Origin of the sequence: Enterobacter sp. RHBSTW-00318 (genome assembly GCF_014101375.1) — a bacterium.
GTDB classification, from domain to species: domain Bacteria; phylum Pseudomonadota; class Gammaproteobacteria; order Enterobacterales; family Enterobacteriaceae; genus Enterobacter; species Enterobacter ludwigii.
In genome coordinates, this window is record NZ_JABXQH010000001.1 from 1,185,658 (window position 1) to 1,202,324 (window position 16,667).

The window sequence follows — 16,667 nt, forward strand, 5'->3', positions numbered from 1 at the left end:
ATTCCAAATAAATGTTCTGGCAATTATAAACGTTGATTCTATCTAAACGACTCCTCAACGAAACCCCCGCGCACCGAAATCGCCTCAATTTGTTGATGAGTTATTGAAATTTCGCCTGCTGAAATAGAACCCTTCCTTCAGAAGCAGGATCTAACATGTCTTCCATCGTCGATACACTTATTTCTCATCAGCACCAGCCTAAATCCGGCTGGCAGCTCTTCAATAATCTGGCCTTCGGGAAGATCACTCCGGGGCTGGCATGGCAAAACCCCGCTTATCGACGTAAATTCATGCTCCGTTCGCTGATGACACCGTTCAGCACCACGCGTCTGCTGTCAGAGCTGGCAAAGCAGCCGCGCCTGATGCAAATGTTGCAGGTACAGCCGGGGCTGCCGTGCCGCCTGCACCGCCCGTGGTTAACGGTGGACATGGATCGCCGACAGGCGCTGGAATCGCTGACCTGGCACTACCAGACCATGACGCGCCAGCTTCCGGCAACGCTGGTCAAGGGTTACCTTTCACCGCAGGGGGCAACCCTGCTGACCCTGACCGGAAAAGACGAACAGCAGTTTACTGTGCGCCTGTGCGCCGACGCCTTCATGGATAAAGAAGGTGAAGCTACCCTCGTCTTTTGTAACCATCAGAATACCGTGCTGGCGGAAATGACCTTCACGCTGTGCCTGTTTGAAGGAAAAACAACGCTGTTCATCGGCGGCCTGCAGGGGGCAAAAGCACATGTTCCACATGAACTGATCCAGGGGGCGACCAAAGCGTGTCACGGCCTGTTCCCGAAACGCCTGCTGGTTGAAACGGCAATGACGCTTGGCGCAGCTTTCCCGGTTGAGCATATTGTCGCGGTGAGTAACGCCACGCATATCTACCGCAGCTGGCGTTACCGCAAGAAAAAAGAGGGGAAACTGCTGGCCGATTATGACAACTTCTGGCTCTCCCTCGGCGGGCAAAAACAGGATAACGGCCACTTCATGCTGCCGCTCGCCATGCCCCGTAAGCCGATGGACGAGATTGCGAGCAAAAAGCGCGCTGAGTACCGCCGCCGCTATGCGTTACTGGACAGCCTGACGCAACACGTCACGCAGGCGACCCGCGCTTAATCCGCTTTCCCGCGTGCCAGCCACAGCACGCGGGAGAACATCTTGCGCAGCAACGTCGGCACGGACTCCACGCCCCGTCTCCCCGCTTCCGTCGCCACCTCAATCGCTAAATCAGGTTTTGAAGAGCGGTGGATGGCTTTGGCAATCACGCGCCGCATGTTCATTGGCACATCCACCGGCACCATCGCAATCCGGTGGAACACGTCGTCGAACCCCTGACGGTACATAAAGTGCTCCATGTCCATGGCCGGCAGCATGGTTAGGTGGTCGCGCTCTTCTTCGCGCTCATTATTCAGCAGGCCACGCACGGTCGCGGCATATTTTTTCCCCGCTTCGTCACCATCCACCAGTACATGCCATTCAATGCCCATCCGCCGGGCGAATTTGATCAGCGGCTTGATCCCCGACTGGGCAAATTCGATGACCTTGATACCTTCGGCATCAAAATGGTGGCCGCACTGACGCGCCAGTTCGTTGATAACCCAGGTTTCCGTTTCTCCCTCAACCAGCAGCCAGCAGCGGGCGAACAGCGACGACGCACGATTAAAGCGGATGTGGAACGAGATACGACGTCCCTCTTCCGCGTTCATCCCGCCCGGCCCGAGGCGATAGGCGGTGACGCGGGAAGACTCACGTACCAGACGGCAGACGTGCTCAACCGGGGTCAGCGACAATAACTCGCCGGAGTTGGTGGTGGTCACGCGCTGCAGCGGCAGCAGATTCAACAGGTGCCACGCCACCGAGAGCATGATCGGGTGCAGGCGCGTTTCCGGGTCTTCCACCAGCAGCAGCGGGCGGGCGTCACGGTCGAGACGAACGGTGCCCTTGGCCTGCAGTAGCGTAGAAAACAGCCCCAGCAAAATCACCCGATGGGTACGGCCACCGGGCCTGTCGATCATCCGGTTAATGATATCGAGGTAACGCCAGCTGCGTTGTTCATCGTGAGAGCGGCGGCGCATCAGACGATGGCGCGACTCCGACGTCCCCTGCTCGGAAAAATAGTGTTCCAGCAGTTGTACCATTGCCGACAACCCCTGGCGGATTTGACCATCGGTCAGATTTTGCGGACGCGCCACCAGCTCTCGCGCCAGGAAATCCAGCTCGCGGGCGGTCACTTCCACTTCCGGCATATTCGGTACGGTGCCGTTGCGGATCCGCCGCATAAAACGCGCATCACGCAGGCGCAACACCGGCATCAGGCGAATCAGGTGGCGAGCCAGGTCGTCGATGTCATCCAGCGGAATAGGGTTGGCTTTCTCATCGAGGAAATCACGCAGGGTTAATACGCCCTCGTTTTCTGCCATCTCACCTTCCAGCCGGTAGAAAATCCGGTGGAAACCGTCGTCGCACGGGACCCAGCAGGGTGATAACGGCCGGAAGCGACGCACGCGGTGACGCCCCGGCTCGGATTCGCGGAATGTCAGAATAATGTGCAGGTGTTTTTCGCGGCCGTTCACATCGCCGGGAGGAAACCAGAAATCATCATGGGCAAAGTGATACAGATCGTCTTCGGGCGAAAGCAGCAGCGTCAGCGCATCCAGCAGGCTGGACTTACCCCACGCGTTCTCACCGATCAGGACGTTGTTCTGCTCAAGCTGCAGCGACAGGCGGTTAATACCGCGGAACCCAACAATTTCCACACGTTCGAGAAGCATAAATCCCCCGCGAGATGATCACTTTTTCCTTTAAGTTATCAGCAGTATAGCGGCAGGAACTTTGACACGACAGCACAACCTTCGTGCTGTAGAGAATTGGTCTATGCTCTATTTACCGTCGATTTGAACAAGGAATGACATCACGTTGCCATAAATCAAATTAACCGAATTAATTTTAGTGGCGAAGGGATGTTTTTGTTTTTAAAATAATGGCTCTTTGAGTCGTCATCCCTTTTTTGACGATATCCCGCACGCAGGAACGCGTGTGAAGTTTATTATTGAGGTGGTTATGTTTAGAAAATTAGCAGCAGAATGCTTTGGTACATTCTGGCTGGTGTTTGGTGGCTGCGGTAGCGCCGTTCTGGCAGCAGCATTTCCGGAATTAGGTATTGGTTTTGTCGGCGTTGCGCTGGCATTCGGTTTAACCGTATTAACCATGGCGTTTGCCGTGGGTCATATTTCCGGTGGTCATTTTAACCCGGCGGTGACATTAGGTTTATGGGCGGGCGGTCGTTTCCCTGCTAAAGAAGTCATTGGTTATATTGTGGCCCAGGTTGTTGGCGGGATTATTGCTGCAGCGGTTCTGTACGTTATTGCCAGCGGTAAAGCCGGCTTTGACGCCGCCGCAAGCGGCTTCGCCTCAAACGGTTTCGGCGAACACTCCCCTGGCGGTTACTCCATGCTCTCTGCCATCGTGATTGAAATTGTGCTGACCGCAGGCTTCCTGCTGGTGATCCACGGCGCAACCGACAAACACGCCCCGGCGGGCTTCGCGCCTATCGCCATTGGTCTGGCGCTGACGCTTATCCACCTGATCTCTATTCCGGTCACTAACACCTCCGTAAACCCGGCGCGCAGTACTGCCGTCGCTATTTTCCAGGGCGGCTGGGCGCTTGAGCAGCTGTGGCTGTTCTGGGTAATGCCAATCATCGGCGGTATTCTGGGCGGCGTGCTGTATCGCACCCTGCTGGAAAAACGCGATTAATTGCGTGTGCAGTCGGGTAGCACTTACGCTTACCCGACCTGCATGACAACACTCAGGCCGGGTCAGGCGTTGCTGCCACCCGGCTTTTTTGTTGCTCCTTTACCTGACAACGTTTATTGGGTAGTGTCTCTGGCGCTTAACAGATATTCACAAGGACCCGTTGTTCATGTTTTCAGGACTCCTCATCATTCTGCTGCCTCTGATTGTGGGCTACCTTATCCCGCTACATCGCGAATCCGCGTTACGGCTTATCAACCGTTTTCTGAGCTGGATTGTCTACGTCATTCTTTTCTTTATGGGGATAAGCCTGGCGTTTCTGGATAATCTGGCCACCAATCTGCTGGCGATCCTGCATTATTCTGTCGTCACCTGCGCCGTTATTTTGCTGTGCAATATTGCCGCACTTTTCTGGCTTGAGCGCACTATTCCGTGGAAAAATCACCACCATCAGGAAAAACTGCCGTCACGAATTGCAATGGCGCTGGAATCTTTAAAATTATGCGGCGTCGTGGTGCTGGGTTTTGTTCTTGGGCTGAGCGGATGGAATTTTTTACAGCACGCGACGGAAGCCAGTGAATATACCCTCATTTTCCTGCTGTTCCTTATCGGTATTCAGCTGCGAAATAATGGCATGACGTTGAAACAGATTGTCCTGAATCGCCGTGGAATGATCGTCGCGGTTATCGTCGTCATTAGCTCACTGGTGGCGGGCGTGATTAACGCTTTTATTCTCGGCCTGCCGTTAAAAACCGGTCTGGCAATGGCCTCCGGATTTGGCTGGTATTCCCTTTCCGGTATTCTGCTGACCGAATCGTTCGGTCCGGTCATCGGGAGCGCCGCCTTCTTTAACGACCTGGCGCGAGAATTAATTGCCATTATGCTGATCCCGGGCCTGGTGCGCCGCAGTCGCTCGACCGCACTGGGTCTGTGTGGCGCCACGTCGATGGACTTTACCCTGCCGGTTCTGCAGCGTTCAGGTGGGCTGGAGATGGTGCCTGCCGCCATCGTACACGGCTTTATTTTGAGCCTGCTGGTTCCCGTTCTGATGGCGTTTTTCTCCGCCTGATACTCCTCTGGCGGTAGACTTTCTGCCGCCAAAATTGCGCTAAATCAATCTCCCTCTATTTTGTAGAAGAAAGCCCTTTTCACCGTTCAGTCACAGGCATAATCTCAAACATGTATATCAAATATAACTTTAACAGGTGTGATTATGTTTTGTGTGCAATGTGAACAAACCATCCGTACCCCGGCAGGCAATGGCTGCTCTTATGCGCAAGGTATGTGCGGCAAAACCGCAGAAACATCAGACCTGCAGGATCTGCTGATTGCCGCCCTGCAAGGCCTTTCCGCATGGGCATTCAAGGCCCGCGAATATGGCATTATTGACCACTATGTAGACAGTTTCGCCCCCCGCGCCTTTTTCTCCACGCTGACTAACGTTAACTTTGATTCCCCGCGCATCGTCGGCTATGCCCGCGAAGCAATTGCGCTGCGTGAAGCGCTGAAAGCGCAGTGCCTGAGCGCCGATGCCAACGCACGGGTAGAAAACCCAATGGCAGACCTGCAGCTGGTGAGCGACGACCTGGGCGAGCTGCAGCGTCAGGCAGCAGAATTCACCCCCAACAAAGATAAAGCGGCGATTGGCGAGAACATTCTCGGCCTGCGTCTGCTCTGCCTGTACGGCCTGAAAGGGGCCGCGGCCTATATGGAACACGCGCACGTTCTGGGCCAGTACGATAACGCTATCTATGCTCAGTACCACAAAATCATGGCGTGGCTGGGTACCTGGCCTGCCGAGATGAATCCGCTGCTCGAATGTTCAATGGAAATCGGCCAGATGAACTTCAACGTGATGCGTATTCTGGATGCCGGTGAAACCCGCACCTACGGCCACCCGACGCCGACGCAGGTTAACGTTAAAGCGACCGAAGGCAAGTGCATCCTGATCTCCGGCCATGACCTGAAAGACCTCTATAATCTGCTGAAGCAGACCGAAGGCACGGGCGTTAACGTCTATACCCACGGCGAAATGCTGCCCGCACACGGCTACCCGGAACTGCGTAAATTTAAACACCTGGTCGGGAACTACGGCAGCGGCTGGCAGAACCAGCAGGTTGAGTTCGCCCGTTTCCCGGGCCCCATCGTGATGACCTCTAACTGCATCATCGACCCCACCGTTGGCGCGTATGACGACCGCATCTGGACCCGCAGCATCGTTGGCTGGCCGGGTGTGAGCCACCTGGAAGGGGATGATTTCGGCCCGGTCATCGCCCAGGCGCAGCAGATGGGTGGCTTCCCGTACAGCGAAATCGAACATCTGATCACCGTCGGCTTTGGTCGTGAAACCCTGCTCGGTGCCGCGGATTCACTGATTGACCTCGTGAGCCGTGAAAAACTGCGCCATATCTTCCTGATTGGCGGCTGTGACGGCGCGCGCGGTGAGCGTAACTACTTCACCGATTTCGCCACCAGCGTACCGGAAGATTGCCTGATCCTGACGCTGGCGTGCGGTAAATACCGTTTCAACAAGCTGGACTTCGGCAACATCGAAGGTTTGCCACGTCTGGTCGATGCGGGTCAGTGTAACGATGCCTACTCTGCCATCATTCTGGCCGTCACGCTGGCGGAAAAACTGGGCTGCGGCGTCAACGATCTGCCGCTGTCGCTGGTGCTCTCCTGGTTTGAACAGAAAGCGATTGTCATCCTGCTGACCCTGCTCTCTCTCGGTGTGACCAACATTGTGACCGGCCCCACCGCACCCGGCTTCCTGACACCGGATCTGCTGGCCGTGCTGAACGAGAAGTTTGGTCTGCGTTCCGTGACCACCGTAGAAGAAGATATGCAGCAGCTGCTGAGCGCGTAAGGAGTTATTCATGACCATGCCAACCTCACAATGTCCGTGGCGGATGCAGGTTCATCACATCCATCAGGAGACGCCGGATGTGTGGACGCTGTCCCTGCTGTGCCATGACTACTATCCGTACCGTGCAGGTCAGTATGCGCTGGTCAGTGTCCGCAACTCAGCGGACACGCTGCGCGCCTACACGATCTCCTCAACGCCGGGCGTGAGCGAGTACATCACGCTCACTATCCGCCGTATCGATGATGGTGCAGGCTCGCAGTGGCTGACCCGGGACGTGAAGCGCGGGGATTACCTCTGGCTGTCCGACGCACACGGGGATTTCACCTGTGACGATAAAGCGGAAGATAAATTCCTGCTGCTGGCCGCCGGGTGCGGCGTCACGCCGATCATGTCAATGCGTCGCTGGCTGGCGAAAAACCGTCCGCAGGCTGATGTTCAGGTGATCTTCAGCGTGCGCTCGCCGGAAGATGTGATCTTTGCCGAAGAGTGGCGTAACTATCCGGTGACGCTGGTGGCGGAACATAACGCAACCCACGGTTTTGTCGCCGGTCGTCTGAGCCGCGAACTGCTGCAAAGCGTCCCGGATCTCGCGGATCGTACCGTGATGACCTGTGGGCCGGCGCCGTATATGGATATCGTTGAGCAGGACGTGAAAGCGCTGGGCGTGACCCGCTTCTTCAAAGAGCAGTTCTTCACCCCGGTCGCGGAAGCGGCAACCAGCGGAATTACGTTTACCAGACTGCAGCCTGCTCAGACCTTCTTTGGCCGGGTCGGCACCACGCTACTGGATGCGCTGGAAAGCAACAACGTGCCGGTGGTGGCAGCATGCCGTGCTGGCGTGTGTGGCTGCTGCAAGACCAAAGTGGTCTCCGGTGAGTACACCGTGACGAGCACCATGACGCTGACCGAGGCAGAAATCGCCGACGGATACGTGCTGGCGTGCTCGTGTCATCCACAAGGGGATCTTGTGCTGGCGTAATCAGCCAACGCGCGAATGACGGGGGTAAGCGCTCGCGTTTACCCCCGGTTAGTACGCCTACCGCCAGACCGGCGCTTTCCCCAACGCAAAACGCCCAGCGCCTAAACATGCTACCGCCAGCGCACCGATAAAGAAGTACACCAGGCTCTCAATCGCCCAGGCACCTACCGCGTCAAGCGCAAAGGTTTCCCCCGTCCCGACCATCAGCCACGCCACAATCATGGTAAACGCCAGCACCAGCGCCGCCGGGCGCGTAAAAAGCCCCACGATAATCAGGACAGGCGCCACCACTTCGCCAATGAGCACGCCGTAGGCGATAAACCCCGGTAATCCTTTTTCCACCAGCATGCCGCTGATGAACCCCACGCCACCCAATAACTTGTGTAAACCGTGAAAAAGCATCAGCCCACCGACGGCAAGTCGTAACAAGAGTTTGCCGGCATCGTCGCACGATAGCTTTTCATTAACAGCAATTAACAATGATTTAACCATTTGAAATGATTCCTGTTTTCATCTGTGTGATGACCAGATTATGCCGAATCATTGCGGGTGAAAAGCACCTTTTAATAAGGGGGAAAGCGCGGCAATACAGTGACTTTCTTCTAAGGAAGGTGCGAACAAGTCCCTGATATGAGATCATGTTTGTCATCTGGAGCCATGGAACAGGGTTCATCATGAGTCATCAACTTACCTTCGCCGACAGTGAATTCAGCAGTAAGCGCCGTCAGACCAGAAAAGAGATTTTCTTGTCCCGCATGGAGCAGATTCTGCCATGGCAAAACATGGTGGAAGTCATCGAGCCGTTTTACCCCAAGGCTGGTAATGGCCGGCGACCTTATCCGCTGGAAACCATGCTACGCATTCACTGCATGCAGCATTGGTACAACCTGAGCGATGGCGCGATGGAAGATGCTCTGTACGAAATCGCCTCCATGCGTCTGTTTGCCCGGTTATCCCTGGATAGCGCCTTGCCGGACCGCACCACCATCATGAATTTCCGCCACCTGCTGGAGCAGCATCAACTGGCCCGCCAATTGTTCAAGACCATCAATCGCTGGCTGGCCGAAGCAGGCGTCATGATGACTCAAGGCACCTTGGTCGATGCCACCATCATTGAGGCACCCAGCTCGACCAAGAACAAAGAGCAGCAACGCGATCCGGAGATGCATCAGACCAAGAAAGGCAATCAGTGGCACTTTGGCATGAAGGCCCACATTGGTGTCGATGCCAAGAGTGGCCTGACCCACAGCCTAGTCACCACCGCGGCCAACGAGCATGACCTCAATCAGCTGGGTAATCTGCTGCATGGAGAGGAGCAATTTGTCTCAGCCGATGCCGGCTACCAAGGGGCGCCACAGCGCGAGGAGCTGGCCGAGGTGGATGTGGACTGGCTGATCGCCGAGCGCCCCGGCAAGGTAAGAACCTTGAAACAGCATCCACGCAAGAACAAAACGGCCATCAACATCGAATACATGAAAGCCAGCATCCGGGCCAAGGTGGAGCACCCATTTCGCATCATCAAGCGACAGTTCGGCTTCGTGAAAGCCAGATACAAGGGGTTGCTGAAAAACGATAACCAACTGGCGATGTTATTCACGCTGGCCAACCTGTTTCGGGCGGACCAAATGATACGTCAGTGGGAGAGATCTCACTAAAAACTGGGGATAACGCCTTAAATGGCGAAGAAACGGTCTAAATAGGCTGATTCAAGGCATTTACGGGAGAAAAAATCGGCTCAAACATGAAGAAATGAAATGACTGAGTCAGCCGAGAAGAATTTCCCCACTTATTCGCACCTTCCCTAAGCTTGTAAGCGATATCACTTAAAGGAGATGGACACCCATGAAACAAACCGTGGCTGCATACATAGCAAAAACCCTCGAGCAGGCAGGCGTAAAGCGCATCTGGGGCGTAACCGGCGACTCCCTGAACGGGCTGAGCGATAGCCTCAATAAAATGAAGACCATTGAATGGATGCCAACCCGTCATGAAGAGGTTGCCGCCTTCGCGGCTGGTGCGGAAGCGCAGGTGACGGGTGAACTGGCCGTCTGCGCCGGATCGTGCGGACCGGGCAACCTTCACTTGATCAACGGCCTGTTTGACTGCCACCGCAATCACGTACCGGTCCTGGCGATTGCCGCTCACATCCCTTCTTCCGAAATCGGCAGCGGCTATTTTCAGGAGACGCATCCTCAGGAGCTGTTCCGTGAATGCAGCCACTATTGCGAATTAGTTTCCTCACCAGAACAGATCCCTCAGGTTCTGGCCATTGCAATGCGCAAAGCCGTGCTTAACCGCGGTGTTTCGGTGGTCGTTATTCCCGGTGACGTGGCGCTGAAGGCCGCGCCTGAGGGTGCCAGTTCGCACTGGTATCACGCCCCACAGCCTGTCATCACGCCGGCTGAAGAAGAGCTCAAAAAGCTCGCGCAGCTGCTGCGTTACTCCAGCAATATCGCCCTGATGTGCGGCAGTGGCTGTGCGGGCGCGCACAAAGAGCTGGTGGAATTTGCCGGCAAGTTAAAATCCCCGATTGTTCACGCCCTGCGCGGCAAAGAGCACGTCGAATATGACAATCCGTATGACGTGGGCATGACCGGACTGATCGGTTTTTCCAGCGGTTTCCACACCATGATGAATGCCGACACGCTGATCCTGCTCGGCACCCAATTTCCGTACCGCGCGTTTTACCCGACGGATGCCAAAATCATTCAGATTGATATTAACCCGGGCAGTATTGGTGCCCACAGCAAAGTCGATATGGCGCTGGTAGGGGACATCAAATCCACCCTCGCCGCCCTGCTGCCGCTGGTGGAAGAAAAAACCGACCGGAAGTTCCTCGACAAAGCCCTCAGTGATTACCGCGATGCACGCAAAGGACTGGACGATCTTGCCAAACCGAGCGACAAAGCCATTCATCCCCAGTATCTGGCGCAGCAAATTAGCCATTTCGCGGACGACGACGCCATCTTTACCTGCGACGTAGGCACCCCGACCGTCTGGGCGGCACGCTATCTGAAGATGAACGGCAAACGCCGTCTGCTGGGGTCGTTCAACCACGGTTCGATGGCCAACGCCATGCCGCAGGCGCTGGGGGCCAAGGCCACCGCACCAGAGCGTCAGGTGGTGGCGATGTGCGGCGACGGCGGGTTCAGCATGCTAATGGGCGATTTCCTGTCGGTTGTGCAGATGAAGCTCCCGCTGAAAATCGTGGTCTTTAACAACAGCGTGCTGGGCTTTGTGGCGATGGAGATGAAGGCAGGTGGCTATCTGACGGACGGCACCGAGCTGCACGACACCAACTTCGCGCGCATCGCTGAAGCCTGCGGCATCACGGGTATTCGCGTAGAGAAAGCCTCAGAAGTCGATGAAGCCCTGCAGCGCGCCTTCTCCATCGACGGTCCGGTACTGGTGGACGTGGTGGTGGCGAAAGAAGAGCTGGCGATCCCACCGCAGATTAAACTCGAGCAGGCCAAAGGATTCAGCCTCTATATGCTGCGCGCCATCATCAGCGGACGCGGTGATGAGGTAATCGAACTGGCAAAAACCAACTGGCTCAGGTAAAACATTTCACATAACCTCTTAAATTAAAGGGATGTGAAATGATTGATTTACGCAGTGATACCGTTACCCGTCCGGGTCGCGCCATGCTCGAAGAGATGATGGCCGCCCCGGTCGGGGACGACGTCTACGGTGACGATCCAACGGTGAATGCGCTGCAGCATTATGCCGCCGAGCTAAGCGGTAAAGAGGCCGCCCTGTTTCTGCCATCCGGCACCCAGGCCAACCTGGTGGCATTGCTCAGCCACTGCGAACGCGGTGAAGAGTATATTGCCGGTCAGGGCGCGCACAATTACCTGTACGAAGCAGGCGGTGCGGCGGTACTGGGCAGCATTCAGCCTCAGCCGATAGATGCCGCCCCGGACGGCACCCTGCCGCTCGACAAGGTCGCGGCGAAAATCAAAGTCGATGATGTGCATTTCGCCCGCACCAGGCTGCTCAGTCTGGAAAACACCCACAACGGCAAAGTGCTGCCGCGCGAGTACCTGCAAGCAGCGTGGGAATTCACCCGCGAGCGCAAACTCGGGCTGCACGTGGACGGCGCGCGCATCTTTAACGCCGTGGTGGAGTATGGCTGCGAGCTGAAAGACATCACGCAGTATTGCGATTCGTTCACTATTTGCCTGTCTAAAGGGCTGGGGACGCCCGTTGGCTCGCTGCTGGTGGGCAATGCGGACTACATCAAACGCGCGGTCCGCTGGCGTAAGATGACCGGCGGCGGGATGCGCCAGGCCGGTATTCTGGCGGCAGCCGGACTGTACGCCCTGAAAAACAACGTGGCCCGCCTGAAAGACGACCATGAAAACGCCGCGTGGATGGCCGCACAGCTACGCGAGATTGGTGCAGACGTTATGCGCCACGATACCAACATGCTGTTCATTCGCGTGGGCGAAGAGCACGCTGCCGCGCTGGGTGAGTTTATGAAAGCCCGTGGCGTGTTGATCAACGCCTCGCCGGTGGTACGCCTGGTTATGCACTTAGACGTTAATCGTCAGCAGCTGGCAGACGTGGTGAAACACTGGCAGGCGTTTTTACAGCGCTAAGGAGCAGAGCGTGCCGCAACGTATTCTGGTACTCGGTGCCAGTGGGTATATCGGTCAGCATCTCACCACTGCGTTAAGTCAGCAGGGGCACCAGGTGCTGGCCGTGGCACGCAACACGGAGCGTCTGCAAAAACTGCACCTGCCCGGGGTGACCTGTCACAACGTCGATCTCAACTGGCCCACGACGCTGCCGGCGTTACTGGAAGGGGTCGACACGCTTTACTACCTTGTTCACAGCATGGGCGAAGGGGGCGATTTTATCGCCCACGAGCGTCAGGTGGCGATGAACGTTCGCGACGCGCTGTTGCGCACACCGGTGAAGCAGGTGATTTTTTTAAGCTCGCTGCAGGCGCCTGCTAACGAGCAGTCCGACCATCTTCGCGCCCGTCAGCTCACGGCTGAGACCCTGCGCGGCGCCAATATTCCCGTCACCGAACTGCGGGCGGGGATCATCGTCGGAGCTGGCTCCGCCGCGTTCGAAGTGATGCGCGACATGGTGTACAACCTGCCGGTGCTTACCCCGCCGCGCTGGGTGCGATCGCGGACCACGCCGATTGCGCTGGAAAATTTACGCCATTATCTGGTGGCCCTGCTGGACCATCCGGCTGAGCAACACCGTGTGCTTGAGGCTGCCGGCCCGGAAGTGCTGAGCTACCAGCAACAGTTCGAACATTTTATGCGTGTCAGCGGCCGCCGACGCTGGCTGATCCCCATTCCCTTCCCTACCCGCTGGATCTCGGTGTGGTTTTTAACCGTCATTACGTCCGTGCCGCCGACGACCGCAAAAGCGCTGATTCAGGGGCTCAAACACGATCTGCTGGCCGACGATCGCGCGTTGCGTGCGCTGATCCCCCAGACGCTGATCCGTTTCGATGACGCGGTACGCAATACGCTCAAGGAAGAGGAACAGCTGATGAACTCCAGCGACTGGGGCTACGACGCCCAGGCGTTTGCCCGCTGGCGGCCTGAATACGGTTACTTTCCTAAACAGGCGGGCTGCACGGTGAACACCCCGGCAAGTCTGGCTGACCTGTGGGAGGTGGTGAATCAGATTGGCGGCAAAGAACGCTATTTCTTCGGCAATATCCTCTGGCAAACCCGTGGCGCACTGGATCTGCTGGTAGGACACAGGCTGGCGAAAGGCCGTCCTGCGCACCCGTATCTTGCGGTAGGCGATACGGTTGACAGCTGGAAGGTAATTATCGTCGAGCCCGAAAAACAGCTGGCGCTGCTATTTGGCATGAAAGCGCCCGGTCTGGGACGGTTGTGCTTTACGCTAAAAGACAAAGGCGACCATCGTGAACTGGACGTTCGTGCATGGTGGCACCCGCACGGTATGCCCGGGCTTTTCTACTGGTTGTTAATGATCCCCGCTCACCTGTTTATCTTTCGCGGAATGGCGAAACGTATCGCGCAGCTGGCAGAACAAAAGACGAAAATAACTCAATAAAACTCTTATTCTTTCACCTTTCCCATTGCAACCCGCCGTAATTCACGAAAGAATGCGCACGAAATTCTTTTTCAACACAGTGGATTGATATGAAGGTACTGGTTACCGGGGCGACCAGCGGCTTAGGCCGAAATGCGGTCGAGTTTCTGCGCAACAAAGGCATCAGCGTCAGGGCCACCGGTCGCAACGAAGCGATGGGTAAACTGCTGCAAAAAATGGGCGCAGAGTTTGTCCATGCCGACCTGACGGAGCTGGTCTCCTCTCAGGCCAAGGTGATGCTGGCCGGTATCGATACGCTGTGGCACTGCTCCAGTTTTACCTCCCCGTGGGGTACCCAGGAAGCTTTTGACCTCGCCAACGTGCGTGCCACCCGTCGTCTGGGTGAATGGGCCGTGGCCTGGGGCGTGCGTAACTTTATTCATATCTCCTCCCCGTCTCTCTATTTCGACTATCACCATCACCGCGACGTGCAGGAAGATTTTCGCCCGGCGCGCTTTGCCTGTGAGTTTGCCCGCAGTAAAGCGGCCAGCGAAGAGGTGATCGATCTGCTGGCGCAGTCGAACCCGCACACCCGTTTTACCGTATTGCGTCCTCAGAGCCTGTTCGGCCCGCATGACAAAGTGTTTATCCCGCGTCTGGCGCAGATGATGCACCACTACGGCAGCGTGCTGCTGCCCCGCGGTGGCGATGCGATGGTGGATATGACGTACTACGAAAATGCGGTCCACGCCATGTGGCTGGCAAGCCAGCCCGACTGCGATACCCTGATTTCCGGTCGCGCGTACAATATCACCAACGGTGAGCCCTGCACGCTGCGCAGCATCGTGCAAAGGTTGATTGACGAGTTGCAAATAGACTGCCGTATTCGTTCCGTGCCCTACCCGATGCTGGATATGATTGCCCGCAGTATGGAGCGTCTTGGGAGTAAATCGGCGAAAGAGCCTGCGTTGACGCACTACGGTGTCTCAAAGCTCAACTTTGATTTTACGCTGGATATCACCCGCGCAGAAAACGAACTGGGGTATAAGCCGATTGTCTCCCTGGATGAGGGGATTGTGCGTACTGCCGCCTGGCTGCGTGACCACGGCAAATTGCATCGCTAGTTGAGCGCGCTCATCTCAGAGAACAGAGACGAAAACGGCAACCCGAAGGTTGCCGTTTTGTTTTACAGCGCCGTCCAGGCGTCTGACCACGCCAGACCCGCGCCTGGCTCGTAGTACGCCGGGGCATTGTTACACCAGCCGCTGTACGGGAACGGTTTGCACTGGAACAGTTTACCGTGGTTATTCACGATATCGCCTGCCTTGTACTTGCTGTTCGCGCTCCACGCGGCATAAGCACCAGAGGTACCGTCGTTTTCAGACGGCGTCGTGGCTTTCGCTTTAACGTTCAGCAGATAGGAAGTGGTGCTGCTCAGCTCGCCATCGCTCACGGTCAGGCTGACTTCATACTGTTGAGCCGTCGCAGACTCTGGCGCGGTAAAGGTCACCACCGCCTTGTCTTCACCGGTGACCGTCTGGCCATCCTGTGAACGCCAGGTGTAGGTCAGCGTGTTGCCGTCCTGGTCAGTGGATCCTTCTGCGCTCAAGGATACCTGCGCGCCCGCTTCCACCGCACCGATTGGGCCCGCAATCTGCGCGACCGGGGCGTGGTTCACCACGGTCGGTTCTGCCGGCGTTTCGTCCGGAACCGGTGCCGGGGTTTCATCTTCCGATGGCGTCGGTGCCGGAGTGACCGGATGCTCGTCCGGCGTCACGGCGGAACCGTCATCGTTGATGATGTTGACGTTATAGAATTTCTTCACGCAGTTCGTGTAGTCACCCTCTTTAAAGGCGCTGAACGGCGTCTGATAACCGACCAGCTGGCAGGAATACGTTTTACCGTCTGGCGTATCGGCACTCCATCCCCAGTCCTGCTCCCAGTAAATCTTCAGCGCACCGGAGCCGCCTTCATCGAACTGCTTCATGTTGGCACAGCCGAGGACTTCATTTGCCGGGACAGGCACTTTCAGGTACTTCGCAAACTCTTTGTAGTACTTGATACGGTTTTCAGACTGGGCAATCTCAGTCGGGCCGCCGCACTCTACGCCACCGTTAATGATCTGGGTGGTCACGCCGAAGCCCGGAACCAGGCCGTTGGCTTTGTCATGATCGTTTGGCTGCCAGGTGCCGTCGATAACCTGCAGCATGCTCGGTTTCGGCGGCTGCGGATAGGCGAAGAAGAAGATGGCGCTTGCCAGGTTCAGCCAGGTGTCAGCCACCAGCTCCGGCTTGTCGAGCAGCGTGCGGACAGTGCCGAACATCGCTTCAGAGAACGGACCGTAGTTGTAGTTATAAGACAGCTGTTTAGCCCCACGGCCAAAGTAACTCACGAAATCGCCGTCTTTGTCTTTGCCGCACGGCCAGGTTTGTCCCTGCCAGATATCAGGATTACATTCGCCGTTGTAACCGCCTTTCTGCCCTTCGGTCCAGCCCATTTCGCGAACGTGAACCAGCGCCTGACGCCATTCGGCTTCCGGACGCCAGCTTTCGTGGCCGCCGGTTTCCTGTGCGAAGTGGGCAAACATAGTGGCCAGCTCTTTACGGCAGATGGCGTCGCTGTCACGGCCGTCGTTGTAGGTCTTACACAGCGCCGGGAATTTGCCCACCGCTTTCAGGAAGTTACTGTAGGTGTAGGACTGCGCTCGCATCGGGAAAAGGTATTCCCAGTCGCTGGCCTTCACAATGCCTTCAACGCGTTTAACGTTATCCGGGTTCGCTGCACGGCCTGGCTCAATCAGCTCAACCTGGGCATTATCCAGCGTACGAATGGTGTCTTTAACCGACGCCATCAGTGGAAAGTTAGTCAGTTCCTGTTCTTTCTTCGCCAGATCGCTGGCTTTCAGGGTGAACGGCTCGCTGGTGGTTGCCTGCAGCGTCGCAGCCTGTGCCATGAAAGGCGCAATGCATGCACCCGCAACGAGCACGCTCAGTAAGGTCCTTTTGGTCATTTCAACTCATCCTATATATAGCAACAAGGGTTA

At 56.5% G+C, this 16,667-nt stretch carries 13 protein-coding genes; 10 read left to right on the top strand and 3 right to left on the bottom strand.

All coding sequences use genetic code 11. From position 1 onward, the window contains the following. The first annotated feature begins 155 nt into the window (after nt 1-155). Nucleotides 156-1,112 carry a VirK/YbjX family protein gene (locus HV157_RS05875; protein WP_063925206.1) on the top strand — a complete coding sequence of 319 codons (957 nt, stop codon included), beginning with the start codon at nt 156-158 and terminating at the stop codon, nt 1,110-1,112. Here HV157_RS05875 and HV157_RS05880 read toward each other — a convergent pair. Next, the gene (locus HV157_RS05880) at nt 1,109-2,767 is read right to left on the bottom strand and encodes an ATP-dependent endonuclease (protein WP_014169354.1); all 1,659 of its coding nucleotides are present in this window, start codon (nt 2,765-2,767) and stop codon (nt 1,109-1,111) included. The two genes, HV157_RS05875 and HV157_RS05880, sit on opposite strands and share 4 nt — an antisense overlap. A gap of 289 nt (nt 2,768-3,056) precedes the next feature. Between HV157_RS05880 and aqpZ the strand changes: the two genes are divergently transcribed. The 4 genes from aqpZ (at nt 3,057) to hcr (ending at nt 7,594) form a co-directional block, all read left to right on the top strand. Further along, complete coding sequence (gene aqpZ, locus HV157_RS05885) at nt 3,057-3,752, top strand: aquaporin Z (protein WP_025204573.1); 696 nt, start codon at nt 3,057-3,059, stop codon at nt 3,750-3,752. 166 nt (nt 3,753-3,918) lie between these two features. Next, entirely contained in the window at nt 3,919-4,818 is a 900-nt protein-coding gene (locus HV157_RS05890; protein ID WP_020884841.1) for a lysine exporter LysO family protein, read from the top strand. A 144-nt stretch (nt 4,819-4,962) separates the two neighbouring features. Then, nucleotides 4,963-6,615 (top strand): hydroxylamine reductase, encoded by a 1,653-nt coding sequence (gene hcp, locus HV157_RS05895; protein WP_032677785.1) that lies wholly within the window; start codon nt 4,963-4,965, stop codon nt 6,613-6,615. Between the two features lie 10 nt (nt 6,616-6,625). Then, the gene (gene hcr, locus HV157_RS05900) at nt 6,626-7,594 is read left to right on the top strand and encodes an NADH oxidoreductase (protein ID WP_014169350.1); all 969 of its coding nucleotides are present in this window, start codon (nt 6,626-6,628) and stop codon (nt 7,592-7,594) included. A gap of 57 nt (nt 7,595-7,651) precedes the next feature. On the opposite strand, the gene HV157_RS05905 is transcribed toward hcr, so the two are convergent. After that, nucleotides 7,652-8,086, bottom strand: a complete 435-nt coding sequence (locus HV157_RS05905; protein WP_032677784.1) for a DoxX family protein — start codon at nt 8,084-8,086, stop codon at nt 7,652-7,654. 182 nt (nt 8,087-8,268) lie between these two features. Here HV157_RS05905 and HV157_RS05910 point away from each other — a divergent pair, with 182 nt between their 5' ends. The 5 genes from HV157_RS05910 to HV157_RS05930 all read left to right on the top strand — a co-directional run bounded on the left by HV157_RS05910 (nt 8,269) and on the right by HV157_RS05930 (nt 14,748). Further along, entirely contained in the window at nt 8,269-9,249 is a 981-nt protein-coding gene (locus HV157_RS05910; protein WP_000019402.1) for an IS5-like element IS5 family transposase, read from the top strand. Nucleotides 9,250-9,436: 187 nt separating this feature from the next. Further along, nucleotides 9,437-11,155: a ubiquinone-dependent pyruvate dehydrogenase gene (poxB, locus tag HV157_RS05915; protein WP_014169348.1), complete on the top strand. Its 1,719-nt coding sequence runs from the start codon at nt 9,437-9,439 to the stop codon at nt 11,153-11,155. Between the two features lie 38 nt (nt 11,156-11,193). Beyond that, nucleotides 11,194-12,195 carry a low-specificity L-threonine aldolase gene (gene ltaE / locus HV157_RS05920; RefSeq protein ID WP_040017042.1) on the top strand — a complete coding sequence of 334 codons (1,002 nt, stop codon included), beginning with the start codon at nt 11,194-11,196 and terminating at the stop codon, nt 12,193-12,195. 10 nt (nt 12,196-12,205) lie between these two features. Next, nucleotides 12,206-13,645: an SDR family oxidoreductase gene (locus HV157_RS05925; RefSeq protein WP_040017040.1), complete on the top strand. Its 1,440-nt coding sequence runs from the start codon at nt 12,206-12,208 to the stop codon at nt 13,643-13,645. A gap of 89 nt (nt 13,646-13,734) precedes the next feature. Further along, nucleotides 13,735-14,748, top strand: coding sequence for an NAD(P)-dependent oxidoreductase (locus HV157_RS05930; protein ID WP_020884845.1), 1,014 nt, complete (start codon nt 13,735-13,737; stop codon nt 14,746-14,748). A gap of 62 nt (nt 14,749-14,810) precedes the next feature. Here the strand turns inward: HV157_RS05930 and HV157_RS05935 are convergent, their stop codons facing one another. Further along, nucleotides 14,811-16,634, bottom strand: coding sequence for a chitinase (locus tag HV157_RS05935; RefSeq protein ID WP_040017039.1), 1,824 nt, complete (start codon nt 16,632-16,634; stop codon nt 14,811-14,813). Nucleotides 16,635-16,667: the final 33 nt, after the last annotated feature.